The organism is Streptomyces sp. NPDC093094, assembly GCF_044754345.1.
Classification (GTDB): Bacteria; Actinomycetota; Actinomycetes; order Streptomycetales; family Streptomycetaceae; genus Streptomyces.
Map to the genome: position 1 here is coordinate 92,212 of NZ_JBIVOX010000002.1, position 25,478 is coordinate 117,689.

Here is a 25,478-nt window from a genome sequence, read left to right on the forward strand (position 1 = left end):
ATGCCCCAGCACGTGCCGTCCTCGCTGCGCACCGCCCTCCCCAGGGCGCAGCACCCTTCGGCGCCTCCCCCAGTACCGCGCCGGATCGTCTTCCTCGCCCACCGCGACCTCGGGAATCCGTCGGCCGGCGGCTCCGAGCTGCTCGTCGACCGGCTCGCCGACGGTCTCACGCGCCTCGGCCACCAGGTCACGCTGCTGTGCGGCGGCCCCGCGGCCCACCGCGACTACCGGGTCGTCTCCGCGGGCGGTGCCTACGGGCACTATCTGCGCGCCCGCTCCGCCTTCGCCCGTCAGGTCGGTGAGACCGATCTGCTGGTGGAGGTGTGCAACGGGATGCCCTATCTGTCGCCGCTGTGGCACCGGGGGCCCACGCTGTCCCTGGTCAACCATGTCCACACCGACCTGTGGAAGATGCGTTTCGGCGGGCCGCTGGCGCCCGCGGCCCGCATCGGGCGCCGGCTGGAGCACTGGGCGCTGACCGGGGCGCGGCAGGACGGCCTGCTCGTGGCCGTCTCGCCGTCCACGGCGCACGCGCTGCGGGCGATCGGCGTGCAGCGGGAACGCATCCGTGTGGTGCACAACGGGGTCGAGGAACCCGGTCCGCACACCGGACGGTCGCCCGAGCCGCTGTTCGTGGCGGTGGGGCGGCTGGTCGAGTACAAGCGGATCGATCTGCTGCTGCGGCTGTGGGAGCGGGTGCGTCCGGTCACGGGCGGGCGGCTGGTCGTCGTCGGCGACGGCCCCGAGCGGGAGCGCCTGGAGCGGCTCGCGGGCGGGAGCGTCTCCTTCGTGGGGCATGTGTCCGAGGCCGAGAAGCACCGGCTGCTGTGCGCGGCGTGGCTGCTGCTGCACCCCTCCGCCGTGGAGGGCTGGGGGCTGGTGGTCACCGAGGCGGCCGTCCGGGAGACGCCCGCGGTCGCCTTCGACGTGCCCGGGCTGCGGGACTCCGTCGTGGACGGGGAGACCGGGGTGCTGGCCTCGGGCGAGTCCTCCTTCGCCGCCGCCTGGTGCACGCTCGCGCTGTCCGCGCGGCGCCGCGAGGCGATGGGGAAGGCGGCCCGCGACCGTGCGGCGCGGTACCGCTGGGACGGGACCGTGCGGCAGTTCCGCGCGGTCGCCGCGGAGGCGGCGCGGGGCTGGACACCATGACGGGCACCCGTCCCCGGGACCCCTCCGTCAGGCGGTCCCTCACCCTCTTCCGGGCCTTCCTGCGGGAGCAGGACGACCCCGGGTCCTGCTACACGCTGCTCGCGCGGGACGCCGTCGACCAGGTCGAGGCGTACGGCGGGCCCGTCGGCGGACGCACGGTCGTGGACGTCGGCGGGGGCGGCGGGTACTTCACCGAGGAGTTCCGCGCCCGGGGCGCGCACGCCTACCTCTTCGAACCGGACGCGGGGGAGCTGGGCGAGAAGCCGCCCGTGGGGGCGGTCGTCGCCGACGGGTACCTGCTGCCGCTGCGGGACGCCGCCGCGGACGTCGTCTTCTCCTCCAACGTGCTGGAGCACGTGGCCGATCCGCAGACGTTCCTCAGCGAGCTGGTCCGGGTGACCCGGCCCGGCGGGCTGATCTACGTGTCGTTCACCAACTGGCTCTCCCCGTGGGGCGGTCACGAGTGGGCGCCCTGGCACTATCTGGGCGCCGAGCGGGCCCGGGCGCGGTACCGGCGCCGCACGGGCCGGACGGCCAAGCACACCCTCGGCGAGAACCTCTTCGCCGTGCACATCGGGCCGACACTGCGGCAGGTGCGCGCCCGGGACGACGTCGAGGTCGTCACGGCACGCTCACGGTACTGGCCCTTCCTCACGGAGACCGTCGTCAGGGTTCCCGGTCTCCGTGAACTCGCCACCTGGAACCTCCTCCTCATCCTCCGGCGGTGTGCCCCATGACGACGACGGTCCAGGCTCCTCCCCCGGCTGCCGTCCCCACCGGCCCGCCCGCTCCTGGCCCGCCCGACGGACCCCGGTCACGGCGCTGGCTGCTGGGGTTCTGGGCCGTGGCGCTCGTGCTGTTCCTCGCGGTGCACCCGGGGCGGCAGACCTTCGACACCAAGCTGGGCGTGACCACCGACCCGGGCCGGTTCCTCGCGGACCTCGGCCAGTTGTGGCACGACCGGGGCGGCTTCGGCGGCATCTCCGACCAGTACGTCGGCTATCTGTGGCCGATGCTGCCGTTCCACTGGCTGTGCCGCACGGCCGAGGTGCCGGTGTGGCTGGCCGAGCGGCTGTGGATGTCGCTGGTGGTGACCGTGGCGTTCTGGGGCGCGCTGCGGCTGGCCGAGCGTCTCGGCATCGGCAGCGGGGCCTCGCGGCTGCTCGCGGCGGCGGCGTACGCGCTGTGGCCGGTGTTCACGGTCGTCGTGGGCTCCACGTCGGCGGCCGCGCTGCCCGGCGCGTTCCTGCCGTGGGTGCTGCTGCCGCTGGCGGACGAGCGGTACACGGTCCGGGTCGCCGCCCTGCGCTCGGCGCTGGTCGTGCCGTTCATGGGCGGTGTCAACGCGGCCTCCACCCTGGCCGGTCTGCTGCCGGTCGGGCTGTATCTGCTGTCCCGGCCGCGCGGTCCCCGGCGGCGCGGGCTGATCGCCTGGTGGGTGCCCGCGCTGGCCGTGGCCACCGCCTGGTGGTGGATCCCGCTGCTGCTGCTCGGCGCCTACGGCGAGAACTTCCTTCCGTACGTGGAGAGTTCACAGACCACGACCCAGACCATGTCGGCCGTGGAGGCGCTGCGCGGCGCCGGGAACTGGGTGGCCTATCTGAACTTCGGCGAGGCGTGGCTGCCGGCCGGGTGGACCGTGGCGGCCGCGGCCGGCACCGTGCTGTGCTCGGCCCTCGCGGCCGGGCTGGGGCTCGCCGGGCTGGCCCGCCGGGATCTGCCGGAGCGGCGCTGGCTGGTGCTGACGGTGCTGGTGTGCTCGCTGGTGCTGCTCGCCGGGTACGGCGGCACGTTCGGGGCGCCCTTCCACGGGGCCGTGCAGGGCTGGCTGGACGGGACGCTGGCGCCCTTCCGCAACATCTACAAGTTCCAGGCCGGCGTGGCCCTCGCCCTCGTGCTGGGGCTCGCGCACCTCGTGGCGGTGGCGGCCGAGCCGCGCGGGGCCCGGGCGGTGCGCGGCCGGCGGCTGCTGCCGCTCGCCGCGGCGGTGCTGGTGCTGCCGGGGCTGATGTGGCCGTATCTCAACGGGTCGATCCTGAACCCGGGTTCGTTCCGGCAGATCCCCGCCTACTGGAAGGCGACGGCCGACTGGCTGGAGACGTACTCGCCCGACTCGCGCGCCCTGGTCGTCCCGGCGACCGCGCACGGCGTGTACACCTGGGGCTCGACCATCGACCAGCCCCTCGACGTCGTGGCCGGTTCGCGCTGGGCGCAGCGCGACTACGTGCCCTTCGGCACGCCCGGCAACCGGCGCGCGATGGACGCCGTCGAGCAGGCCCTGCTGACCGGCGGGGAGGTGCCGGGGCTGGCCGACCATCTGAGCCGGGCCGGGCTGTACTACGTGGTCGTCCGCAACGACCTCGACCCCGACCAGATCGGCTGGACGCCGACCACGACCGTGAAACGGACCCTGGAGCAGTCGGGCTACGAGCGGGTGACCGGGCTCGGCCCGGTGACCACCGTCGGCCGGATCGCCGACGGCACCCCGCTCCAGGTGGAGGGCCTGTACCCGCGGGTGCGGGCGGTGGAGATCTACCGGCCGGCCGGGGACGTGCCCAGGCCCGGGCAGGCCGCGCTGACGGCGGTCGCCGACACGGCCGAGGTCTCCGGCGGGCCCGAGGCGCTGCTGCCGCTCGCGCGGGAGCTGCGCGGCCGGGCGACCGTGCTGACCGGGGACGGCCGTCCCGGGCTGGGCACGCCCTCGGTGCGGGTCACCGGCGACGGACTGCGCCGCGCGGACACCCGGTTCGGGCTGGTCAACGCCAACACCTCGTACACGTACACCCGTGACGAGCGCAACGCCCCGGAGTCCTTCCAGGACCCGGGGGAGAAGCCGCACCAGATCCTGCCGGTGACGGGCCCGGACCGTCAGACGGTGGCGGAGCTGCGCGGCGCCCGTTCGGTGACCGCGTCCTCGTACGGCAGCTGGTTCTTCCATCTGCCGCAGTTCGACCCGGTCAACGCCTTCGACGGGGACCCGGCGACCGCGTGGGCGGAGGGCTCGGACGGCTCGCCCGACGGGCAGTGGCTGCGCATCGGCTTCACCCGGCGGTACGACATGCCGTCGTCCTTCGAGGTCACCCCGCTGCCGCAGGGCAGTGTGCGGGCGGCGCCGACCCGGGTGCGGGTGGAGACCGAGCGGGGCTCGGCGACGAGTTTCCTGCGGCCGGACGGCTCGGCCCAGAGCGTGAAGGCACCCGCCGGGGAGACGGACTGGATGCGGCTGACGATCACCGGCTCGGCGGAGCGGCGCACCGGGCTCACCGGCGCGGGCTTCGCCGAGGTGACCCTGCCCGGTGTGACCGTGACCCGGCTGCTGCGGCTGCCCGCCGACTCCCGGGAGTCCGGCTCGGCCGCGGACGTCGTCTCCCTGCACCGCACGGCCGACCCGGCGGGCGTCTCCCCGACCGGCACGGAGGCGGGCCTGCACCGCATCTTCGACGTGAACACGGCCGGCTCCCACCAGGTCCGGGCGAGCGCGGTCCCGGTGCCCGGTGAGCAGCTCGACCGGCTGCTGTACGAGGTGGCGCCGGAGCAGGCAGGCCGGATCACCGCCACGGCCGACTCCACCGCCCGGCTGGGGGCGGGCCTGTCGGCGCGCAACCTCACCGACGGCGACCTGACCACGGCGTGGGTCGCCGGGGACCGTCCCACGGTCCGGCTGCGCTGGCCGGACAAGCAGCCGGTGGACGAACTGGTGCTGGCGCCCGCGGGCGGTCTGACGACCCGGCCCACCCAGGTGCACCTCAGCTCCCCGGACGGCGCGGCGGTCGCCGCCGTCGACGAGAACGGCTGGGTGCGCTTCCCCGCGATCACCACCGACCGGCTGGACATCACCGTCACCGGGACGGCCCCGCTCACCCTGCACAACCCGGTCGTCGACGAGGACCTCCAGCTCCCGGTGGGGCTGACCGAGGCGTACGTCCCCGCCCTCGACCGCTACCGCTCCCCGCAGCCCGACCCGGGACGCACCTTCTCGCTGCCGTGCGGGAAGGGCCCGGCCGTCGCGGTGGACGGACGGCTGTACGAGACGGACGTGCGGGGACGGGTGCGGGACCTCACCCGGCACGGGGCGGTCGAGGTGACGCTGTGCGACGGCGGCACGCCCCTGTCCGGCGGTCTCCCCCTGTCGCGGGGCACGCACCGCCTGGAGTCGGGCGACGCGGGCCCGCTGCTCCTCACGGACGTCACGCTCACCCGCGGCACCCTCGCCGAGCCGTCCTCCGCCGGGCGCGAGCTGCGGATCCGGGACTGGCTGGGCGACCGCCGCGAGGTGACGGTCGGCTCCGGCGCGGCCTCGTACCTGACGACGTACGAGAACCACAACGACGGCTGGAGGGCCACGCTGGGCGGCGAGGAGCTGACCCCGGTCCGGCTCGACGGCTGGCAGCAGGGCTGGCGGATCCCGGCCGGGGCCGGCGGCACGGTCACCCTGGTCTACGAGCCGTCGGCGGCCTACGAGGCCGCGCTGATCGGCAGCGGGGCCGGGATCGTCCTGCTGGCCGGCCTGGCGCTGTGGCGGCGGCGTGACCCCGCCCCGGACGGGCCGCGCCCGGTGCCGTCCGCGCCGGGCCCGTGGCTGGGCACGGTGGCGCTGACGTCGGTCGCCGTGGTGATCGCCGGCTGGTTCGCCCTGCTGGTCCCGGCGCTGGCGCTGCTCGCCCGCCGCCGGCCCGCCCTTCTCGTGCCCCTCGCCCTCGGCTCGCTCGCCGTCGCGGGTGCCGCGGCGGCGACGGGCGCGGGCCGGCCGGTGGCCGAGGGCGCCGGGGCGTTCGGGGCCGTGGCCCAGCTGTGCGCGCTGCTGGGGCTGTTCGCGGCGCTGGTGAGCGTGCGGGAGCACGGTCCGGCACCCTCGGGCGGCGACGACGGCCCCACCGCACGGCTGCCGGCGGTGCCGCCGCTGCCCCGGCGTCACCGGGGCGAGCCGGAGCCCTTCCCCCGCTCCGAGTCGGGGCCGACGGTCTCCGCGCGCGGGCGGGGCGGGTCCGGGCCGAAGGGAGAGCAGACGTGACCGTGCGGGTTCCCTTTCCCGTGGTGGACGAGATCGCCCGGCACTGCCTCCAGGAGGCGGAGCCGGAGACGGTCCACATCGAGGTCCGTGTCCCGGGCCGGATCGACCCGGCCCGGCTGCGCAAGGCGTTCCACGAGGCCCTGCGCCGGCATCCGCGCGTCCTGATGCGGCAGGCGCCGGGACGCTGGTCCGACCGCCGCTACGCGTGGGAGCTGACCGAGGACGCGGACGTGGAGGTGGTGACGTTCCCGGAGCCGGGCCCGAACGCCCTGCGCGACGCCCGGAACCGGTCGCTGGCCTGGGCGCCGCCGCTGTCGGCGTCGCCGCCGGTCCGGCTGGCCGCGGTCCGGGACGCGGACGGCTGCGCCCTCCTCCTCACCGTCAACCACACCGCCCTGGACGGCCCCGCCTGTCTGCGGGTCCTCGCCACCGCCGCCGAGCTGTACGGAGGCCGGGACAACTCCCCCACGAGACCGCCCGTACGCACCCCCGACACCACGGCGCCGCCGCCCGCGCCCTCCCCCTGGGCCCGCCCCGCGCGGGTCGCGGCCGGGACGCCCGGACCCTCCCCCGGCAACGGGATGCTCCTGTGCGAACTGCCGCTGCCGCACCGCCCCCGGGGCGCCCCCTACACGGTGAACGACCAGCTGATGGTCGCCACCGCGCTCACCCTCGCCCGGTGGAACCGGGAGCACGGCGCCCGCCCGCGGCCCCTGCGGATCACCATGCCCGTGGACGACCGCCCGAGGGACGCCACGATGCCCATCGGCAACGGCACCCGTCTCGTCGAGGTCACCCTGGCGCCCGAGGAGCTGCGCCTGCCCGTGCCGGAGCTGCTGAGCCGCACCGCGGCCCGCACCCGCGCCCTCAAGGCGCAGCCGCGCCCCCAGCTGGGCCACGGGGCCGCCCTGCTCACCAGGCCGGTCACCCCGGTGGCCTGGCGGGCGGCCCTGACCCGGGGGCTGCGCCGGGCCGCGGCACCCTGGACGTCGACGGTGCTGCTCAGCAACATCGGCCGGATCCCCTACCCGCTGGACTTCGGCGAGGACGGCGGCCGCGCCCGCGCGGTGTGGTTCTCCGCCCCCGCCCGGATGCCGCGCGGCCTCACCGTGACGACCGCGTCCACCGCCGGCCGGCTGCATCTCGCGCTGCGCTGGTCGCACACCCTGCTCGGCCCGGAGGACGGCGCCCGTCTGCGCGACCTCTTCGCGCACCGTCTGCACACCACGGAGGTCACCGGATGACGGCCACCGCCCCGCCGCCCGGGGACCTGCGCGACTTCTACGAGAACCCCGCCGTGCCGGTCGCCTCCGGCAGCGCCCGCTCGCTGCGCCAGGCCCGCATGCTGGCGGCCGCCCTCGGCCCGGCCGCCGGCCCCGGAGGGCCCCGCACGGTCCTGGACATCGGCTGCGGCGACGGCACCGCCGCCGCGACCGCGGCCCCGCTGCTGGCCGGCCATCACCTGGTCGGCGTCGACTGGTCCCAGGACGCCCTCGGCCGGGCCCGCACCCGGCTGCCGTACGCCGTGCGCGGTGAACTCACCGGCGGCGGGCTGCCGTTCCGGTCCGGCGCGGCGGACGCGGTGCTGTTCAGCGAGGTGATCGAGCATCTCGTCGACCCGGACGCCGCCCTGGACGAGCTGCGCCGGGTGCTGCGCCCGGGCGGGCATCTGATGCTGTCCACCCCGAACCTGGCCGCCTGGTACAACCGCGCCCTGCTGCTGGCCGGGGTGCAGCCGGTGTTCTCCGAGGTCAGTCTGCGCGCCGTGCACGGCCGGCCGGGCCGGGAGGTCGTGGGGCATCTGCGGCTGTACACGGCCCGCGCGCTCACCGCGTTCGTCGCCGCGTCCGGCTTCGAGGTCGTCCGGCTCGCGGGCGCCCCCTTCCACGGCGTGCCGGGGCCGCTCCGGCCGCTCGACCGGCTGGCCTGCGCCAGGCCCTCCCTCGCCTCGATCCTGCTGCTGCACGCGCGAAGGACGTAGCGCCGTGTGGTGGGGTGTGGCCGCGGCCCTGCTGGCGAACGTGCTGTACAGCAGCGGCTTCGTGCTGGAGAAGCGGGCGCTGGCGCGGATGCCCGAGGTGTCCGTGCGCCGGCCCGCCAGGCTGCTGCGGCTGGTCCTCGGCAGCCCGCTGTGGATCGCCGGGTCGCTGGCGCTCGCCTCCGGGTTCGCCGCGCAGCTCGTCGTCTACCGGACGCTGCCGATCGCCGTCGCGCAGGGCATCTTCGTCTCCGGCCTGGTGCTGCTGGTGCTGCTGTCGGCCCGGCTGCTCCAGGAGGAGACCAGCGGCCGCGAGCGGTACGGGCTGGCCGCGATCCTCGCCGCGCTGCTGATGGTGGTGCTGTCGCTGGACGAGAACGACCGCAGCGGCGACACCGTCAGCCGGGCGGCTCCCTATCCGCTGGTGCTGCTGGTGTGCGTGCCGTCGCTGGCGGGCGGGGTGTGGCTGTACCGGTCCGCCGAGCGCCGGGCCGCGCGCCGCCACCGGATGCCGACGACGGGCGTCGAGTACGGCGTGGCGGTCGGCCTGCTGTACGGCGTGAGCTCGCTGGCCGTCAAAGGCGTCTCCGGCTACCTCTCGGCGGGCGGGCCGGCCGCCGCCATGGCCGGGGTGCTGCGCTCCCCGTACCCCTATCTGCTGCTGTGCACCGGCGCGTTCGGCCTGGTGATGTCGCAGGCGGCGCTCCAGCGCTGCCGGGCGTCCCTGATCGTGCCGGTGTGCACCACGGTGACCTGTCTGTACACGGCCGTGCTGGGCTCGGTGTCGTTCGGCGAGACCCTGCCGGACCAGCCGGTCAGGCTCGCCCTGCGGCTGGGCGGCATCTGTCTGGCCGTCACCGTGCTGCTGTCCATGCCCAAGCACGACCCCGCGACCCGTCCCACCCTCGGTGCCAAGGAGTTGACCCCGCCGTGAAGCCCGACGACCCGCTGCTGAAGATCCTCGCCTGCCCGCTCGACAAGGGCCCGCTGCGGCTGCTGCTGCCGTCCGGCGGGCCCGCGGCGGCCGAGGCGCTGTACAACCCCCGGCTTCGGCGCCGCTATCCGATCCTCGACGGTGTCCCGCAGCTGCTGCCGTCCTCCGGTGAGCAGGTGTCCGAGGACGAGCACGAGGAACTGCTGCCGCGCCTGTCCGGCGAGCACCCCGGGACGGCGCCGTGAGCGCGGCCCCGACGATGGCCGCCCGGCTCGTCCCGCATCTGCCGCCCCGGCTGGTGGCGGCCGTCGCACAGGCCGTGTACCCGCGCTTCGAGCCGGAGCTGGCACGCCTCGGCGACTTCTGCCCGCCCGGCTGCGGCACCGCCGTGGACGTCGGCGGCTGGTACGGCCCCTGGACCCGGCGGCTGAGCGGCCGCGCCCGCAGCGTGCTGACCCTGGAGCCGGTGCCGCATCTGGCCCGGCTGCTGTCGGCGACGGCCCCCGGCAACGTGCGGGTCGTCGAGGCCGCCGCCGGGGACCGGCCCGGCACGGCCCGGCTGTGGCTGCCGCCGGACGACCCCGGCGACCGGGGCGTGTCCTCGCTGGTGCGGCGGGACATCCACGCCCGGGCCGTCCCGGTGCGGGTGGTGGCGCTGGACGACCTCGGCCTGCGGGAGGTGGGCTTCGTCAAGGTCGACGTGGACGGCAGCGAGCTGGCGGTGCTGCGCGGCGCGACCGCGCTGCTGACCCGGGACCGGCCGGCCCTGTTCGTGGAGCTGGAGTCCCGGATCCAGCCGGTCGCGCCGGTGGTGACGTATCTGCGGATGCTCGGCTACGACGGCTGGGTGCTGCCCGGCGGCACCTGGGTGCGTCTGGCGTCCTTCCCGCTGGAGGAGCACCAGGCGCACACCGCCCACGTCGCCTCCCACGGCCTGCTGCGCCGTGTGACGCCCTTCCGGGACCGCCCTCGCTACGTCAACTCGGTGCTGTTCCTCCCCGACGGCCGCCGCCCCGCCGGGACACGGGTGCGCGACGATGGGACCCATGCCGTCAGCTAGGGCCTGTCGTTTGGATCATGTCGGCGTCGCGGGGTCCGGTGCGCGCATCTGCGGCGTTGCCGTCGGTTGCCGACGCTCCGCGTCGACGCCCTCCTCCGCCTTGCAGCTGCACGCACCGGACCCCGCTCAGGGCCGGCCGAAAAGTACTGTCCCTGCATGACCGACCTGATCCAAACGACAGGCCCTGGCCGTCCCACCCCGCTCGATCTCCAGCTGGTGCTGCTGCGCCGGATGGCCGACCACAACCCCGGCCTGGTGGAGGACGCCCGGCGGGAACTGGGCGTGTCGGCCGCCGAAATGCGCGAGGCGAACAAGCGCTGGCAGGCGGCGGTCCGCTCGCCCCGGGCGAGGTCCGCCGCCGCGCGCTGGTCCTCGGTCCTCGGACCGCCCGAGTCCACGGCCGCCCGCCGCGTCGGCGGCCTGGACTGCGAGGCCCGGCGGTGGCCGGTGCCCCTGTGGCCCGGCCTGCGCTTCGAGGTGCTGGCCGGGCCGGACGGGACGGTGTGGAACGAGTGGCTGGTGCGCGCCCCCGGAGCGCGGGGGCCGGAGCTGAGGACCCTGGAGGACCTCACCCCCTGGTCCTGCACGGTCGACGAGGCCGCCCGCGCCTTCGCCCCGGCCCGCCCTCTGGAGGGCACGGCCCCCACCCGGTGGGGCCTGGCCTTCACCGCGCCGGACGGCGACGGCGTACGCAGGGAGGTCGTGGCCGAGTTCACCTGGGGACTGCTGCAGCGGACCGCGCTCAGGGAGCCGTAGCCCGGCCGCCGGGGCACGAGCGCACACACGCCGTTTGACCTTCACCTTCGGTGAAGCCCCAGCATCGGTGGCGGAAGGACGAGGACGAGTCGAGGTACTCATGGACATGCTGACGATCGGTGCCTTCGCCAAGGCGTGCCGGCTGTCGCCGAAGGCGCTGCGGCTGTACGACGAGCTGGAGCTGCTGCGCCCGGCCCGGGTGGACCCGGACACCGGCTACCGCTACTACACGGCCGCGCAGCTGGAGCGGGCCAGGCTGGTGGCGTGGCTGCGGCGGCTCGGGATGCCGCTGGCGCGGATCCGCGAGGTGTGCGACCTGCACTCCGGGGACCCGGCCGCGGCGGCCGCGGAGATCCGCGCCCACTGGGCGCGCGTCGAGGCGGAGACGGCCGTACGGCGGGACCTCGCCGCGTTCCTCGTCGATCATCTGTCGACCCCTTCACGGGAGGACACCGCCATGCTGGAACTCCGTTACGCCGCCCGCTCCGACCGGGGCCTGGTGCGCCCCGCCAACCAGGACGCCGCCTACGCGGGCCGCCGGCTGCTCGCGGTCGCCGACGGCTACGGGCCGCGCGGCGAGGGCGCGAGCGACGCCGCCGTGCGGGCCCTGGCCGCGCTGGACACGGCCGAGGCCCCGGCCGGGGGCGTGCTGGAACTGCTGGAGGACGCGGTGCGCGAGGCCACCCGGGCCGTACGGGAGGCGGCCGGGCCCCAGAAGGCCGGGGCGGAGGCGGGCACCACGCTCACGGCCATGCTGTGGACGGGCTCGGCGCTCGCCCTGGCGCACATCGGCGACTCGCGGGCGTACGTCCTGCGTGACGGCGCCCTGTTCCGCATCACCCAGGACCACACGGTCGTCCAGTCGCTGCTCGACGAGGGCCGCCTGACCCCGGAGGAGGCGGAGTCCCACCCTCAGCGGCTGCTGCTGCTGAGGTCGCTGTCGGGGACGGGCGAACCGGTGCCGGACCTGCGCCTGCACGAGGCCCGTCCCGGTGACCGTTACCTGCTGTGCTCCGACGGGCTGCCCACCGCCGTGCCCGACGACCGTGTCCGGCAGCTCCTGACGGACGCCGCCTCCCCCGACGAGGCGGTCCGCGCCCTGACCGACGCGGCGAACGCGGCGGGCGGCCCGGACAACGTCAGCTGCGTGGTCGCGGACGTGGTCCGTCCGACGGCCTGACCCGGACAGGACCGACGGGACCGGACGGGACCGGCCGAGCGGCGGAGCGCGCCGCTCGGTGACCGGTGTCACGGCCGGGCTCCGACGGGTCCCGGCCGGACGTGGGGTAGGTAAGGGGAAGCTGTTCCGGACGGTTCCCGAAGGTCAAGGAGTGCCCCGCGTGTCCTCCCTCTTTCCCGCGCTCGCAGACTTTCCCGCGCTCGACGACGGATCCGGCGAACGTGAGGCGCTCCGGTTCGGGGAGCGGTCCCTGACCTACGCCGGACTCGCCGCCGCGGCCGGTGCCGTGGCGCGGCAGGTGCGCGGCGCGGGCCGGGTCGCCGTGTGGGCGACGCCCGAGCTGGAGACGGCGGTCGGCGCGGTGGGCGTGCTGCTCGCCGGGCTCCCGCTGGTGCCGCTGAACCCGAGGTCGGGCGAGAAGGAGCTGGCGCACATCCTCGCCGACAGCGCCCCGGACCTCGTCCTCACCGCGCCCGGCACCGTGCTGCCCCCGGCCCTGGCCGCGTCGGCCCGCGCCGAGGTCGACGTGCGCGCGGAAGGGGCCGTCCCCGCCGGGCCGGCCGGGGACCTGGACCCCGCGCTGGTCGTCTACACCTCGGGGACGACCGGCCCGCCCAAGGGCGCCGTCATCCCGCGCCGGGCCGTCGCCACGACCCTGGACGCGCTGGCCGACGCCTGGCAGTGGACGGACGCCGACGTGCTGGTGCACGGGCTGCCGCTGTTCCATGTGCACGGGCTGGTGCTCGGCGTCCTGGGCCCGCTGCGGCGCGGCGGCTCCGTGCGGCATCTGGGCCGGTTCGGCACGGAGGGCGTGACGCGGGAGCTGGCGTCCGGCGCGACCATGCTGTTCGGGGTGCCGACGATGTACCACCGGATCGCGGAGGCGCTGCCCGGCGACCCTGAGCTGGCGAAGGCGCTGTCGGGTGCGAGACTGCTGGTGTCGGGCTCGGCCGCGCTGCCGGTGCACGACCACGAGCGGATCGCGGCGGCGACCGGCCGCCGGGTGATCGAGCGGTACGGCATGACGGAGACCCTCATGAACACCAGCGTCCGTGCCGACGGCGAGGCCCGCGCCGGTACGGTCGGCGTGCCGCTGCCGGGCGTGGAGCTGCGTCTGGTGGAGGAGGACGGCTCCGCGATCACGGCGTACGACGGGGAGACGGTCGGGGAGATCCAGGTGCGCGGGCCGAACCTGTTCACCGAGTACCTCAACCGGCCCGACGCCACGGCCGGGGCGTTCACCGCGGACGGTTTCTTCCGCACCGGCGACATGGCGGTGCGTGAACCGGACGGCTCTGTGCGGATCGTCGGCCGCAAGGCCACCGACCTGATCAAGAGCGGCGGCTACAAGATCGGGGCGGGGGAGATCGAGAACGCGCTGCTGGAGCACCCCGGGGTGCGCGAGGCCGCCGTCACCGGGGAGCCGGACCCGGATCTCGGCGAGCGGATCGTGGCCTGGATCGTCCCGGCGGACCCGCAGGCTCCGCCCGCGCTGGAGGAACTGGCCGGCCATGTGGCCGCGCGGCTCGCCCCCCACAAGCGGCCCCGGGTCGTGCGTCATCTCGACGCGCTGCCGCGCAACGACATGGGCAAGATCATGAAGCGGGCGCTGACCTCATGACCGGACGGCTCACCGCACGGCAGGCGATCGCCCTGGTCGCCGACGAGGCCACGTTCGCCGAACTGCCGCCGCCCGGGCGCAAGTCCGTGCCCGACGGCCCGCTCGGCTGGCAGGGCTACGACGCCGCGCGCGCCCGCGCCGCCGAGCGCACCGGGGAGTCGGAGTCCGTGGTGTGCGGCACCGCCCGGATCGCGGGCGTCGCGGCGGTGCTGGTCTCCTTCGAGTTCGGTTTCCTCGGCGGCTCGCTCGGCGAGCGCACCGGCGACCGGCTGGAGGCGGCGTACGTCCACGCCCGCGCGCACCGGCTGCCGGTCGTGCCGCTGATCGCGACGGGCGGCAGCCGGATGCAGGAGGGCATGATCGCGCTGACCCAGCTCCAGCGGGTGGCCCGGCAGTCGGTGCTCACCCGCGAGGCCGGGCTGCCGCAGATCGCCGTCCTGCGGGATCCGACGACCGGCGGCGGCTGGGCCACGCTGGGCGCGGGCGCCGACGTCGTCCTGGCGCTGCCCGGCGCCCAGGTGGGCTTCGCCGGTTCCCGGGTCCGCCCGGCCGACGCCGACCCGGCCGCCTACACCGCGGAGGCCCAGGTCGCGGCGGGCGCCGCCGACGCCGTCGTACGGCCCGGGGAGCTGCGGGGCGAACTGGGCCGCTGGCTGCGGCTGCTGACGTCGCCCGCGGCCGCGCCGGCGCCCCCGCCGCGGCCGCTGCGGGCCCTCGGTCCGCCCGCCTCCGGCTGGGACGCGGTCCGGCGGGCCAGGGCACCCGAACGACCGCGCGCCGCTGCCTACCTGGACGCCTACTTCACCGACCGGGCGGCGATCAGCGGCGACCGCTGCGGCGGCACGGACGCCGGGATGCTGTGCGGCTTCGGCGAGCGCGAGGGCGGCACGGTCGCCTACGCCGCCCAGTGCGGCACGGCCACCCGCCCCGCCGGCTACCGCACGGCGACCCGGCTGATCCGGCTCGCGGACCGGCTCGGCATCCCGGTGCTGACCCTGGTGGACACCCCGGGCGCCGCCAACGACGCCGACGCCGAACGGCAGGGGGCGGGCGCGGCGATCGCGGAGCTGTTCGCCGCGGTGGCGGGCGCGCGGACTCCGGTGACGACGCTGGTGATCGGCGAGGGCGGCTCGGGCGGGGCGCTCGCGCTGGCCGCGCCCGGCAACACCTGGGCCACGCCGGACAGTTACTTCTCCGTCATCGCCCCGGAGCCGGCGGCCGCGATCCTCAAGCGCCCGCCGGAGGAGATCGAGGCGACGGCGGGGCAGCTCCGGCTGCGCCCGCAGGACCTGGCCGAGCTGGGCGTGGTCCGGACACCGCCGCCGCCCGCCCCCTGACCCCGCCGGCCCCGCGGGCACCCCGGACGCACGGCGCCGCCCCGCCCCGGACCCACGCCGCCGCCCCCGCCCCGGACGCACGGAGGCGGCGCTCCTCCTCCGGGGAACGCACGGCGACACCGCCCTCCCCGGCCCGGGAGGCAACACCCGGCCCGGGAAGGGCAACACCCGGCCCGGGAAGGGCGACACCCGGCCCGGGAAGGGCGACACCGACCCGGGAAGGCGAGACCGGCTCAGGAAGGGCGACACCGGCCCAGGAAGGCGAGACCGGCTCAGGAAGGGCGACACCGGCTCAGGAAGGCGAGACCGGCTCAGGAAGGGCGACACCGGCCCAGGAAGGCGAGACCGACTCAGGAAGGGCGACACCGGCCCAGGAAGGGCGACACCGACCCGGGAAGGCGAGACACCGGCCCGGGAAGGGCGACTGCCGGTCAGCCCGGTGTCCCAGGCGGCCGCGCTGCCGATCTGGGCATTGCTTTCGGCCATGTCGGCATGGACCTGTCCGTCGAGCCACACCGCGCGGATGCCGTCCTGCCGGGTGAACGCCCGCCAGAACTCCCGCCCCCGGCCTGCCTCGACGGCGGCCCCGTGCACCCTGGCCGGGGTGCGGGCGCGCACGGCCCCGCGCGGCACGGCGGCCCGCGCGCCCCTGTCGTAGGCCACGATCAGCGGCAGCTCGCCGGCCCGGTCGTCGGTCGGTCCCTGCCGTATCAGCCCGCTGACGTCGAACAGCCGCTCGTCCGGCGTGCCGGCCCGCAGATACCGGGAGGGCCTCGTCCGGTACGACGGTGACGCGCCCGCCGGTGGTCTGCGTGCGCACGGCTCCGGCGGCGTCCTCGGGCCGTCGCACGGTGACGGTCCTCTTCCCGCCGCCCATGTCGGTGACGGCCACCCGGTCGCCGGTGACGAGCGTGACGGTCCGCGCGGCACGGGCGGCCGGTGAGACCGGTGAGACCGGTGGGACCTGCACGGTCTGTGTGGCAGACGCGGCCTGCGCGATGTGCCCGGCCGCCGGGAGTCCGCCCGGTGCGCCCGCGGACACCGCAGGCGACAGCGTGCGCGCGATTCCGGCCGCCGTCGCGACGGCCGCGCGCCCGGCTGGTCCTGTGGCCGTCCCCACCTCTCTCGGCCGGGTGGTGGGAGCAGTGTGATGTGCCGTGTGCCACAAGGAAGTCGACCGGGAGCGGCGGATCCTCGGTGTGGCGGGTTTCCGCCACTGCCGCGCCGCGCACCGGCGGCGCGGCGGGACAACGTGAAGTGTCCTCCGCAACAATGGAGTTCTCGAGGTCACGCAACACACGCACGCAGCACACGGGGGGCAGTACGGCGTCATGGACGGCCTGGTGGAGTTCAAGACCGAGGACGGCGCGCTGATCGTCGTGGAGGCGGCCGAGGGCGACGGGTCGGGAGCCCGGCTGGTCTCGCGCGGCGACGGACCGGCGCAGGCGGCCCGCACCTTCGAGGGATCGCTCGCCGGGGTGCGCGCGGCCGCGGAGTCCGCGCTGCGGGTGTTCCGGGACGGCTCGCTGCGACCGGACGCGGTGGAGCTGGAGTTCGGCGTGAAGCTCAGCGCGGAGACGGGCGCGATCATCGCCAAGGGCGCCGCGGAGGGCCATCTGGTCGTCAGACTCAGCTGGTCGCCGGGGCAGGCCGACGGGTCCGCATGAGCAAGGCCGCCTGGCACACCCGTATCGAGTGCGGCAGGGAGGTCGGGGCGGGCTTCCTGGTGTCCGCGCGCCAGGTCCTCACCTGCGCCCATGTCGTGCGGTTCAGCGACACGGCGGAGGTCGTCGTGTCCTTCCCGGGCCGCCGTGACCTGGGCGGTGTCCGCGCCTCGGTCGCCATGCACGGCGGCTGGCGGGGCGGTGCCGCCGACCCCGGCGACCTGGCCGTGCTGGAGCTGGAGCGGGAGGTGCCGGTCGGCCCGGCCGTGTTCGCCCCGCCCGGCGCCGAACAGGGCGGCGAGCTGGTGGCGTACGGCTTCCCGCAGGGCTACGACGAGGGCATGCTCGCCTCCTACCGCGCCCTGCCCGGGCCGCTGATCTCCGGCGAGTGGGTCCAGCTGGAGGCGCTGACCGCGCACGGGCAGCCGCTGGCGGCCGGATTCAGCGGGGCGGCGGTCACGCTCGCCGACGGCGGCGTCGTCGGGATGGTGTCGGCGGTCGCGGGCGCCCGGGACGTCCGCGTGGGCCGGATGCTGCCGACCGAGGTGCTGGCCCGCTACTGGCACGGCCTGGGCGAACTCGTGCCGACCCCGGGCCACGAGGCGCGGGCGCTGCGCCGGCTGTACACACTGGTGCGCCGGGCCGCCGGGGCCCGCCCGGACCTCGAACCCGACCGGCTGTACGTCGACGCGGTGGGCCCCTTCGGGCCGCCCGTGCCGCCTGGCGGGTTCGCCTCGCTGGAGCGGGCCGCGGGCTATGTGCAGTGGGAGGTCCCGGAGCCGGAGGCGGTGACCCGGTTCGCCGACCGCCTGGCCGCACTGCTGGACGGGACACCCCCCGACGGCGGCGCGGACGGCCGCGCGGACGGCGGCCCGGTTGCCGGTACCGACGACGGCCCGGACGCCGGTCCCGACGACGGCCCGGACGCCGGTCCCGCGGAGACGGCGTGGTCGCCGATCGTCGTGGAGATCGAGCACAGCGGCGCGGGCGCCGGCCAGGTCACCGTCGAGGTCTTCGCCTACCGCGACGGCCACCGCCGCCCGGTGGGCACGCGCCGGCTGCCCCGCACGGGGGTGCGCGCGTATGTGCAGGAACGCATCGACGAGGCATTCACCCAGCTCGCGCCGGACGCCGACGAGCTGATCACCTTCGTGCTGCCGCGGGAGTGGCTGAACGAGCCGGTGGCCCGCTGGGAGTGCAGCCCCGACGACCCGACCCCGCTGGGCTGCGCCTACCCGCTGGTGGTGGCGGACCGCTCCCGGCACCGCAGCGGCCGGCTGCGCCACCAGCTCACCAAGAAGTGGCAGAAGCTGGACGCCGGTCCCACGACCCTGCAACGCGTCGACTGCGACACCCGTGAGCGCCCGCCGAGCCTGCGCAAGCGGCTGCGGGACCACGACACGGGCCTGACCGTGTACGGCGCCCCGCCCGCCGCCGTACGGGAGCATTTCGAGGTCGGCCTCAACGTCCCCGTGCCCGTGCTGCTGTGGCCGCGCACCGGCTGCCCCGGCCCGGCCCACCCCGGTCCCTGCGCGGGCGGCTCCTTCCTGGACGCGCTCGCCGGGTCCGTCACCGGTGTGCCGCCCGCGGACCTGCCCCGGCACGTCCTGACCCTGCGCGAGACCGCGGAGGCGGACGACGACCCGGACGGGCACTGGGCCCGTGACATCCAGCTGATGTGGGACGACCCGCGCTGCTTCCCCGAGCCGACCGCCTGTCTGCACTCGCCCGTCGCCTGAGACCCACGGAGAAAGAACCCCATGCCCCTGTGGCCTGTCTACACCGGCTCGAACGAGCCGCACGACGGCATCCTGAAGCTGCCCGCGCCCCCGCCGTGGCGGGCCTTCGACGGCGGCCCCGTCCTCGACGCGCCGGCCGACGCCGACGACGCCTCCGCCGGCTCCCCCGACCGCACCCACCGCGCGCAGACCTACCGGGCGACCGGGCAGACCGTCCAGCTGGTCAACGCCGCTCTCTACCTGCGCCGCCCGCTGCTGGTCACCGGCCCGCCCGGCACGGGCAAGTCGTCCCTGGCCCACGCGGTGGCGCGGGAGCTGCGCCTGGGCCCGGTGCTGCGCTGGAACATCACCAGCCGCAGCACCCTGCACGACGGCCTCTACCAGTACGACCCGCTGTCCCGTCTGTACGCGGCCCGCCAGGCGGCGGAGGGGCCGGGCGAGTCGGGCGTCGAGAACCATCTGCGTCTCGGCCCCCTCGGCACCGCGCTCCTCCCCCATGCCCGGCCCCGCGCCCTGCTGATCGACGAGATCGACAAGAGCGACCTCGACCTGCCCAACGACCTCCTGCACGTCCTGGAGGAGGGCCAGTACGAGATCCCGGAGCTGGTCCGCGCGGCCCGCCACACGCCGGTCGCGGAGGTGCTGGCCGACGGCACCGACCAGCGGGTGCCGGTCGTCCGGGGCCGGGTCCGCTGCCGTGCCTTTCCCTTCGTCGTGCTGACCAGCAACGGCGAACGCGAGTTCCCGCCCGCGTTCCTGCGCCGCTGTGTCACCCTGCGGCTGAGCCAGCCCGACGACCGCCACCTCGCCGACATCGTCCGCGCGCACCTCGGCGAACCCGACGAGCACGCCCGGCACCTGATCGAGCGGTTCCTCTCCCGCGTGGGCGGCGGCGACCTGGCCACCGACCAGCTCCTGAACGCCATCTACCTGGCCCGCGCCTCCGACCTCGGCGCGGACACCCTCGACGAACTGGCCGCCCAGCTGATGCCGTACCTGGGGAGCGCCCCGCAGACCGATGCCTTCTGACCTTCCGCGGCCGCCCGGCGACGCCGCCGGCCGCCCGGAGCCGCTGGCCCGGCTCGCCGACGTGCTGGCCGAGGCCGGCTCGGGCGTCCGCCCGACCCCGCGCGAGCTGGCCGAACTGCTGTGGCTGGCCGCCCGGATGGACGACGGGGAGCGGGCGGGACCGCAGGAGGCGGCGGAGGGGGACGTCCGGCCGCCGCACCACCCCGGGCCGCCCCGGCCCACGGCCCCGCCGGGCACACCCGGGCCTCCCCCGGACCCCGGGCCCCGGGCGTCCCCGCCGGAAGAGCCCCCACGGGCCCCGCTGCACCTGCCCTCGCCCCGTGCCGCGAAGGCACCGGCCGGCCCGTCCGGGCATGTGTCCCTGCTGGCCCCCGCGCCCCCGATGCTGCGCCACCCGCTCGGCCTCCAGCGCGCCCTGCGCCCGCTGAAGCGCCGCACGGACGCGCCCGCCGGGCGGGAGCTGGACGAGCGGGCGACCGCCGAACGGATCGCCCGGCTCGGCGCGGACCCCGAGTGGTGGCTGCCCGTCCTGCGTCCCGCACAGGAGCGCTGGCTGCGGCTGCATCTGGTCCACGACACCGGCCCGACCATGCCGGTGTGGCGCCCGCTGGTCGCCGAACTGCACACCGCGCTCGCCCAGTCGGGTGTGTTCCGCACGGTCGCCGTGCACCGGGCCCGGCCGGACGGCACGGTCGACGGCCACACCGCGCCCACGCCCGCCGACGGCCGTACGGTCGTCCTGCTGATCAGCGACTGCATGGGGCCGCAGTGGCGCGAGGGCCCGGCGGCCGTCCGCTGGTACGCCACCCTGCGCGGCTGGGCCCGCCGGATGCCGCTCGCCGTGGTCCAGCCCCTGCCCGAGCACCTGTGGCGGGACACCGCGCTTCCGACGGCACCGGGCCGTCTGACACCCCCGCACCCGGCGGCGCCCTCCGCCTCGCTGGTCTTCACCCCGTACGACACACCCGAGGACCCGTACGGGACGTCCGAGGACCCGTACGGGGCGCCCCGGGACCCGTACGAGGCGTCCGCTGCTCCGTACGCCTCGCCCGGAGCGGGCCTCGCGCACCACGGCATCCCGCTGCCGGTCCTGGAGCCCGAGCCGGGCTGGCTGGCGAACTGGGCGTCCCTGATCGCCTCGACGGGCGGCACCCGGTACCCGGCGGCGGTGGCCTTCCTCGGCGCCGCCCCGCCCGGTCCGGAGGGCCTCACGGACCTCGCCGGGCTGTCCCCCGAGGACCTGGTCCTGCGCTTTCGCGCGATGGCCTCCCCGGAGGCGTTCCGCCTCGCCGGCCATCTCGCGCTCGGCCGCCCCGACCTGCCGGTGATGCGCCTCGTCCACGCCGCCCTGGAGCCCGATCCGCGCCCCCAGCACCTGGCCGAGATCATCCTCAGCGGCCTGCTGACCTCCGCCGGGGACCCGGCGGGCTCGTACGCCTTCCGCCCCGGCGTCCGGGAGCTGCTGCTGCGGGCGGTGCCCCGTACGGACCGGCTGCGCACGACCGACCTCCTGGAACGCGTGGGCGCCCTGATCGACACCCGCGCGGGCCGCGCACCGGGCGAGTTCCTGGCGTCGGCCCCTGCGGAGGGCGGCACGGGGACCGCGCCGGACACGGAGGCGTTCGCTACGGTCAGCACGCAGAGCGTGCGGCAGCTGGCCGGCCGGGGACCCGTGGCGGTGCCGGCCGGACCCGGGGGCCGGTACCGGCTGCAACGGCGGCTGGCCCGGGCAGGGACGCTGTGGCAGGCCCTGGACCCGGATGGACGTCCGGTGGCGCTGCGGCTGCTCGAACCGGTCACCGACCCGGCCCGGCGGAAGGCGTTCCTGCGCGACGCGCGGCGGCTGCGGGAACTGGACCACCCGAACGTGACGGCCGTCCACGACGCGGGCTTCGACGGCGACACCCCCTACGTCGTCATGGAGCACCTGGACGGCATCCCGCTGAACAGCCTCGCCGCGCCGAACGGCTACCGGCTTCCGGCCCCGCTGCTGGTGTCGCTCGGCCCGCAGCTCGCCCGGGGGCTGCAGGCCCTGCACGAGACGGGCGTCACCCACGGCGCTCTCGGCATGGCCCGGGTGATGCTGCTGCCCGACGGCCGGGCGGTGCTCAGCCCCTTCGAGCCGGGAGGGTGGCCGGGACGGGAGCACAGGACGGAACTGCGATGGCTGGGCGAGATGCTCCAAAGCCTCGCGGCGCCGTCGGGCCTGCACACCGGCCCGGCGGGCGCCGGCCCGGCCGACGGCGACCGGGTCCCGCTTCTCCCGGACAGCGCGCGGACGGCGTACGCCCGCGCCCTGGACGCGCTGATCGCGGAGCGGCCGGAGGGCCAGGACCTCCTCACGGACCCGCTCCTGACCGCCGCCGCCCACGCGGCGTACGAGCCGCGCGCCTATCTGGCCCTCGGCCCGCTGCGGGTGGAGGGCGCCGCCGCCCGGGACCTCCCGGAGGGCGGGCCGGCCCTGCTCACCGCGCTGCTGACGCGGCACGGCCGGGTGGTCACCCACGACGAACTGCGCGCGGCGCTGTGGGACCCGGGAGAGGAACCGGGGAACGCCCTGGCCGCCCTCGGCGCGACGGCGTCGCGGCTGCGCACGTTCCTCGGCCCCGCCGCCGCCCTGGCCACCCGCCCCGACGGCTACGCCCTGCACATCAGCGCCGACCAGGTGGATGTCGTCCAGTGCGAGGCCGAGGCCCGGGACGCCGAGGAGGCGCGGCTGGCCGGCGACCTTCCGGCGGCCCGTGCGCACATCGCCCGGGCGCTGAAGGTGTGGCGGCCCGGCGAGCCGCTCGCCGACGTCCCCGGCCCCGGCGCCCGGACCGCCCGCGGCCGGCTCCTCCGGCTGCGCCTCGACCTCTGCCGCACCCGCGCCGAGCTCGACCTGGACCTGGGCGAGGTGGACCGCGCCGCCGCGGACCTCGCGGACCTGGTCGGCGCGCACCCGGCCCGGGAGGACTTCCGCCGGCTGTATCTGACCGCCCTGCGCCGCCAGGGCCGTACCGAGCGGGCGCTGGAGGTGGCCGAGGAGTACGAGCGGTCCGGCGGCCGCGACCCCGGGCTGCTGGAACTGGGCCGGGAACTGCGCGAGGGGACGGAGCACGGCACGGCGCCCCACGGCGCCGGGACTCCCGCCCTCACCTTCGTCACCGCGCCCCTCACCGGCCGCCCCGAAGCCCGGATCACCCTGGAGTACGCCGTGCACGAGACCCTCGCGCGCGGCGCGCTCTCCCCGCAGCAGTACGAGGTGGAGGTGCGTGAGGACGGGTACGCGGTGCGCATCGCGCCGGACGCCGGGCTGCTGCCCGTGCTGGTGGCCGCCCTGCGCACGCTCCCCGAGGCACTGGCCGAGCTGAGGGACGCGCCGCAGGTCCGGGTCGCCTTCCGGGACGCGCCCGTGCCGTCCGCGCGGCCGGCGCTCCTGGTCGCCGTGCCGCCCGCCCTGTACGAGGAGTTCGCCGCGAGCTCGGCCGCCCGGGGCCCGCAGCGGTTCCGGCCGCTGTACGGGGCCGTGGACTCCGGGCCGCTGTCCTGGTACTGCCCGCTGCCGGCCTCGAAGCCGCTGCCGGAGGAGGACCGGGACCTGGTGCGCGGGCCGCTCATCGCCCAGGATCCCCGTGAGACCGGCCTGCCGGACACGGGCCGCACGGCCGTCGTCCACGCGCCGCCGGACCGGCCCCTGACCCTGCTGACACCGGCCCGGCCGGACGGCGCCGGGGCACTGCGCGCGACGACGTACTACGAGGTCGACCTCACCCCGCACGAGGCGAGCCGGGAGCTGCGCCTGCCCAGTTCCGGCAAGGAGGGCTTCACGGCCGCGGTGGAGCTGTCGTGGCATGTCACCGACCCGGTCGCCTTCGTGCACGGCGGGCCGCCGCGCGTCCTCGCGGCCCTGCTGGAGCATCTGACGAAGACCGCCTCGCGCCTCACCCGCCGCCACTCCCTGCGGCACGCGGCGGGGGCCGGGCGCGCGGTCGGCGCGGCCCTGCGGGAGTGGCCGGTGCCGGGGCTCGCGGTGACCTGCGCGGTGCGGCTGGTGCCCGCGTGGGCGCCCGCCCCGCCGCGTGCCGCGGCCGCGCCGCGCGGGCTGCGCGAGCTGCTCCTCGGCGCACGGACCGTCCTCGTCGGCTTCGACGGCCCCCTGGCCCGGCTGTTCTCCGCACAGGGCGCCCGGGACGCGGCGCTGGACCTGCTGGCCCTGGTGGCCGAACACCGCGACCCTGAGGAGTCGTTGAGCGGGCGCCCGCTGCGGACCGGGGCACCGCAGGAGGCGTTCCCGCACCCCTTGGACGTGCTGCGCGCCTTCGCCCACGACCGGTACGGCCCCCTGCTCCGCTCCCGCCTGGACGTCCTCGAACTGGCCGCCGTCCCGGACGCCCCCCTCACCCACCGGTCGGCCCCGCTGGTGCGCGCGCTGCACGCGGCGGGCCGCCGGGTCGAGGTGGTCACGGACGTGTGCGAGGAGGCGGCCGAGCGTTTCCTGGAGCCCCACGCACTGCGTCTGCCCGGTGTCCACGGCCGCGCCGGTGATCTCGGCCTGCTCATGCCCGCCCCGGACTGTCTGCTGCGCGCGCTGGACGCCGCCGGCCGGCCGGCTTCCGCCGCCCTGCTGCTCACCTCCTCCCCGGCGGAGGTGACCGCCGCCCGCCGTATCGGCCTGCCGTGCGTCGGCCTCGGCCGCAGCCCCACCGTGGAGGGGCGTCTGCGTGAGGCGGGCTGCGATCTCACCGTGCCGTCGCTGGAGCCGGTCCTGGAGGCGGCCCGCGCCCTCTGACTCCCCCTCGTCCCGCTCACGCCCGGCACTCACCGGGGGCACGGCGGACGGATCAGCCGTTCGGCGGCGCCCCGCCCGGCGCATCCCGGAAGGCGCCGCACCCGCCGCCGTCGCACGATGCGAGCAGGGTCCGCCGGCCGGCGGCCCGCACAGCGAGGCCCGCCACCCGGGCGGCTTCACGCTCTGAGCTCTCGGGAGGACCTGCCGATGACCGCAAGTCTGGAGCAGCTGCGCCGCTGCCACTTCGCCGTCGACCTGGGCGCGGCGCGGACGCGGGTGTACGTCAAGGGCGCCGGGCTCGTCGTCGACCAGCCGTCCGCCGCCGCCGTCAACACCCGCACCGGCGCGCTGATCGCGGTCGGCGAGTTCGCGGAGAAGATGACCGGCCGCACCCCCAGCTACATCCGTGTCGTGCGGCCGGTCTCCGGCGGCACGGTCGTCGACATCGAGATGGCCCAGCGCATGCTCCGCCATCTGCTGGGCGACAAGGTCCGCCGCTCGCTGCGCCGCAGGCCCCGGCTGCGTGCCGCCGCCTGCACCCCGCACGACGCCGACCCGCTGGCCCGGCGCGCCACCATCGAGACCCTCGTCGGCCTCGGCGCCCGCCGCGTGGAACTCGTCGACACCCTCATCGCCACCGCCGTGGGCTGCGGCCTGCCGGTCGAGCAGCCCGAGGCGACCATGGTGCTGGACTGCGGCGCCGCGGCCACCCAGGTCGCCGTGCTCTCCCTCGGCTCGATCGTCACCGCCGAGCGCATCCCCGTCGGCGGCGAGGCCGTGGACCACGCGATCGTGCAGCATCTGCGCCACGAGCACGAGCTGATGCTGCCCAGCCAGTCGGTGCGGCCGCTGCAGATCGCCCTGTCCGGCAACGGGCTGACCTCGCAGGGCCCGGCCTCCACCGAGATCCACGGCCGGGACGTCGCCACCGGCCTCGCCCGCTCGGTGCAGGTCGACACGGCCGCCGTCCGCGACGCCGTCCAGACCCTGCTGACCGCCGTCCTCGACGGCATCGGCAAGGTGCTGCGCGGCTGCCCGCCCGATCTGGTGGCCGACCTCGCCGACCGCGGCATCATGATGGTCGGCGGCAGCGCCCTGCTCCCGGGCCTCGACCAGATGCTGCGCCAGGCCACCGGCATGCCGGTGCACATCGCCGAACAGCCCGACGTGTGCGCGGTCCAGGGCCTCGGCGCCATGCTGGAGGCCAGGATCCGGCCGCTGGAACTGGCCCCGCTGGGCAACTGAGCAC

General features: G+C 76.5%; 18 protein-coding genes. All 18 read left to right on the top strand.

Features of this window, described 5'->3' with window-relative positions:
• The 18 genes from ACIQGV_RS03305 (at window position 1) to ACIQGV_RS03390 (ending at window position 25,474) form a co-directional block, all read left to right on the top strand.
• On the top strand, window positions 1–1,149 hold the full coding sequence (locus ACIQGV_RS03305; protein ID WP_402489747.1) for a glycosyltransferase family 4 protein: 1,149 nt from the start codon (window positions 1–3) through the stop codon (window positions 1,147–1,149).
• Window positions 1,146–1,886 (top strand): class I SAM-dependent methyltransferase, encoded by a 741-nt coding sequence (locus ACIQGV_RS03310; RefSeq protein ID WP_402489750.1) that lies wholly within the window; start codon window positions 1,146–1,148, stop codon window positions 1,884–1,886. Before ACIQGV_RS03305 ends, ACIQGV_RS03310 begins: the two co-directional genes overlap by 4 nt.
• Complete coding sequence (locus ACIQGV_RS03315; RefSeq protein WP_402489753.1) at window positions 1,883–6,160, top strand: alpha-(1->3)-arabinofuranosyltransferase family protein; 4,278 nt, start codon at window positions 1,883–1,885, stop codon at window positions 6,158–6,160. Before ACIQGV_RS03310 ends, ACIQGV_RS03315 begins: the two co-directional genes overlap by 4 nt.
• The gene (locus ACIQGV_RS03320; RefSeq protein WP_402489757.1) at window positions 6,157–7,404 is read left to right on the top strand and encodes a condensation protein; all 1,248 of its coding nucleotides are present in this window, start codon (window positions 6,157–6,159) and stop codon (window positions 7,402–7,404) included. Before ACIQGV_RS03315 ends, ACIQGV_RS03320 begins: the two co-directional genes overlap by 4 nt.
• Complete coding sequence (locus tag ACIQGV_RS03325) at window positions 7,401–8,141, top strand: methyltransferase domain-containing protein (protein ID WP_402489759.1); 741 nt, start codon at window positions 7,401–7,403, stop codon at window positions 8,139–8,141. Before ACIQGV_RS03320 ends, ACIQGV_RS03325 begins: the two co-directional genes overlap by 4 nt.
• 16 nt (window positions 8,142–8,157) lie before the next feature.
• On the top strand, window positions 8,158–9,072 hold the full coding sequence (locus ACIQGV_RS03330) for a DMT family transporter (RefSeq protein WP_402491016.1): 915 nt from the start codon (window positions 8,158–8,160) through the stop codon (window positions 9,070–9,072).
• Entirely contained in the window at window positions 9,069–9,317 is a 249-nt protein-coding gene (locus ACIQGV_RS03335) for a Trm112 family protein (RefSeq protein ID WP_402489761.1), read from the top strand. Before ACIQGV_RS03330 ends, ACIQGV_RS03335 begins: the two co-directional genes overlap by 4 nt.
• A 14-nt stretch (window positions 9,318–9,331) precedes the next feature.
• Window positions 9,332–10,132, top strand: a complete 801-nt coding sequence (locus ACIQGV_RS03340; protein WP_402491019.1) for an FkbM family methyltransferase — start codon at window positions 9,332–9,334, stop codon at window positions 10,130–10,132.
• A gap of 156 nt (window positions 10,133–10,288) precedes the next feature.
• On the top strand, window positions 10,289–10,888 hold the full coding sequence (locus tag ACIQGV_RS03345; RefSeq protein WP_402489763.1) for a hypothetical protein: 600 nt from the start codon (window positions 10,289–10,291) through the stop codon (window positions 10,886–10,888).
• A gap of 100 nt (window positions 10,889–10,988) precedes the next feature.
• Complete coding sequence (locus ACIQGV_RS03350) at window positions 10,989–12,068, top strand: MerR family transcriptional regulator (RefSeq protein WP_402489765.1); 1,080 nt, start codon at window positions 10,989–10,991, stop codon at window positions 12,066–12,068.
• 160 nt (window positions 12,069–12,228) lie between these two features.
• A complete protein-coding gene (locus tag ACIQGV_RS03355) occupies window positions 12,229–13,689 on the top strand; it encodes an acyl-CoA synthetase (RefSeq protein WP_402489768.1) in 1,461 nt (486 codons plus the stop codon).
• Complete coding sequence (locus tag ACIQGV_RS03360) at window positions 13,686–15,026, top strand: carboxyl transferase domain-containing protein (protein WP_402489771.1); 1,341 nt, start codon at window positions 13,686–13,688, stop codon at window positions 15,024–15,026. Before ACIQGV_RS03355 ends, ACIQGV_RS03360 begins: the two co-directional genes overlap by 4 nt.
• Before the next feature lie 745 nt (window positions 15,027–15,771).
• Complete coding sequence (locus tag ACIQGV_RS03365) at window positions 15,772–15,969, top strand: hypothetical protein (RefSeq protein ID WP_402489774.1); 198 nt, start codon at window positions 15,772–15,774, stop codon at window positions 15,967–15,969.
• Window positions 15,970–16,357: 388 nt separating this feature from the next.
• Window positions 16,358–16,693, top strand: coding sequence for a CU044_2847 family protein (locus ACIQGV_RS03370; protein WP_402489776.1), 336 nt, complete (start codon window positions 16,358–16,360; stop codon window positions 16,691–16,693).
• Window positions 16,690–18,429, top strand: a complete 1,740-nt coding sequence (locus ACIQGV_RS03375) for a trypsin-like peptidase domain-containing protein (protein ID WP_402489779.1) — start codon at window positions 16,690–16,692, stop codon at window positions 18,427–18,429. The genes ACIQGV_RS03370 and ACIQGV_RS03375 overlap by 4 nt, the downstream gene beginning before the upstream one ends.
• 21 nt (window positions 18,430–18,450) lie before the next feature.
• Window positions 18,451–19,458 carry an AAA family ATPase gene (locus tag ACIQGV_RS03380; RefSeq protein WP_402489782.1) on the top strand — a complete coding sequence of 336 codons (1,008 nt, stop codon included), beginning with the start codon at window positions 18,451–18,453 and terminating at the stop codon, window positions 19,456–19,458.
• Window positions 19,448–24,229: an SAV_2336 N-terminal domain-related protein gene (locus tag ACIQGV_RS03385; protein ID WP_402489785.1), complete on the top strand. Its 4,782-nt coding sequence runs from the start codon at window positions 19,448–19,450 to the stop codon at window positions 24,227–24,229. The genes ACIQGV_RS03380 and ACIQGV_RS03385 overlap by 11 nt, the downstream gene beginning before the upstream one ends.
• A gap of 207 nt (window positions 24,230–24,436) precedes the next feature.
• Complete coding sequence (locus tag ACIQGV_RS03390) at window positions 24,437–25,474, top strand: rod shape-determining protein (RefSeq protein ID WP_402489787.1); 1,038 nt, start codon at window positions 24,437–24,439, stop codon at window positions 25,472–25,474.
• The last annotated feature ends 4 nt before the right edge of the window (window positions 25,475–25,478 follow it).

What these genes read in the sequence shown, in the direction of transcription:
- ACIQGV_RS03345 (WP_402489763.1), top strand. Translation starts at nt 10,289, where the DNA reads ATGACCGACCTGATCCAAACGACAGGCCCTGGCCGTCCCACCCCGCTC.
- ACIQGV_RS03370 (WP_402489776.1), top strand. Translation starts at nt 16,358, where the DNA reads ATGGACGGCCTGGTGGAGTTCAAGACCGAGGACGGCGCGCTGATCGTC.
- ACIQGV_RS03380 (WP_402489782.1), top strand. Translation starts at nt 18,451, where the DNA reads ATGCCCCTGTGGCCTGTCTACACCGGCTCGAACGAGCCGCACGACGGC.
- ACIQGV_RS03350 (WP_402489765.1), top strand. Translation starts at nt 10,989, where the DNA reads ATGGACATGCTGACGATCGGTGCCTTCGCCAAGGCGTGCCGGCTGTCG.
- ACIQGV_RS03360 (WP_402489771.1), top strand. Translation starts at nt 13,686, where the DNA reads ATGACCGGACGGCTCACCGCACGGCAGGCGATCGCCCTGGTCGCCGAC.
- ACIQGV_RS03385 (WP_402489785.1), top strand. Translation starts at nt 19,448, where the DNA reads ATGCCTTCTGACCTTCCGCGGCCGCCCGGCGACGCCGCCGGCCGCCCG.
- ACIQGV_RS03310 (WP_402489750.1), top strand. Translation starts at nt 1,146, where the DNA reads ATGACGGGCACCCGTCCCCGGGACCCCTCCGTCAGGCGGTCCCTCACC.
- ACIQGV_RS03305 (WP_402489747.1), top strand. Translation starts at nt 1, where the DNA reads ATGCCCCAGCACGTGCCGTCCTCGCTGCGCACCGCCCTCCCCAGGGCG.
- ACIQGV_RS03340 (WP_402491019.1), top strand. Translation starts at nt 9,332, where the DNA reads ATGGCCGCCCGGCTCGTCCCGCATCTGCCGCCCCGGCTGGTGGCGGCC.
- ACIQGV_RS03375 (WP_402489779.1), top strand. Translation starts at nt 16,690, where the DNA reads ATGAGCAAGGCCGCCTGGCACACCCGTATCGAGTGCGGCAGGGAGGTC.
- ACIQGV_RS03315 (WP_402489753.1), top strand. Translation starts at nt 1,883, where the DNA reads ATGACGACGACGGTCCAGGCTCCTCCCCCGGCTGCCGTCCCCACCGGC.
- ACIQGV_RS03325 (WP_402489759.1), top strand. Translation starts at nt 7,401, where the DNA reads ATGACGGCCACCGCCCCGCCGCCCGGGGACCTGCGCGACTTCTACGAG.
- ACIQGV_RS03390 (WP_402489787.1), top strand. Translation starts at nt 24,437, where the DNA reads ATGACCGCAAGTCTGGAGCAGCTGCGCCGCTGCCACTTCGCCGTCGAC.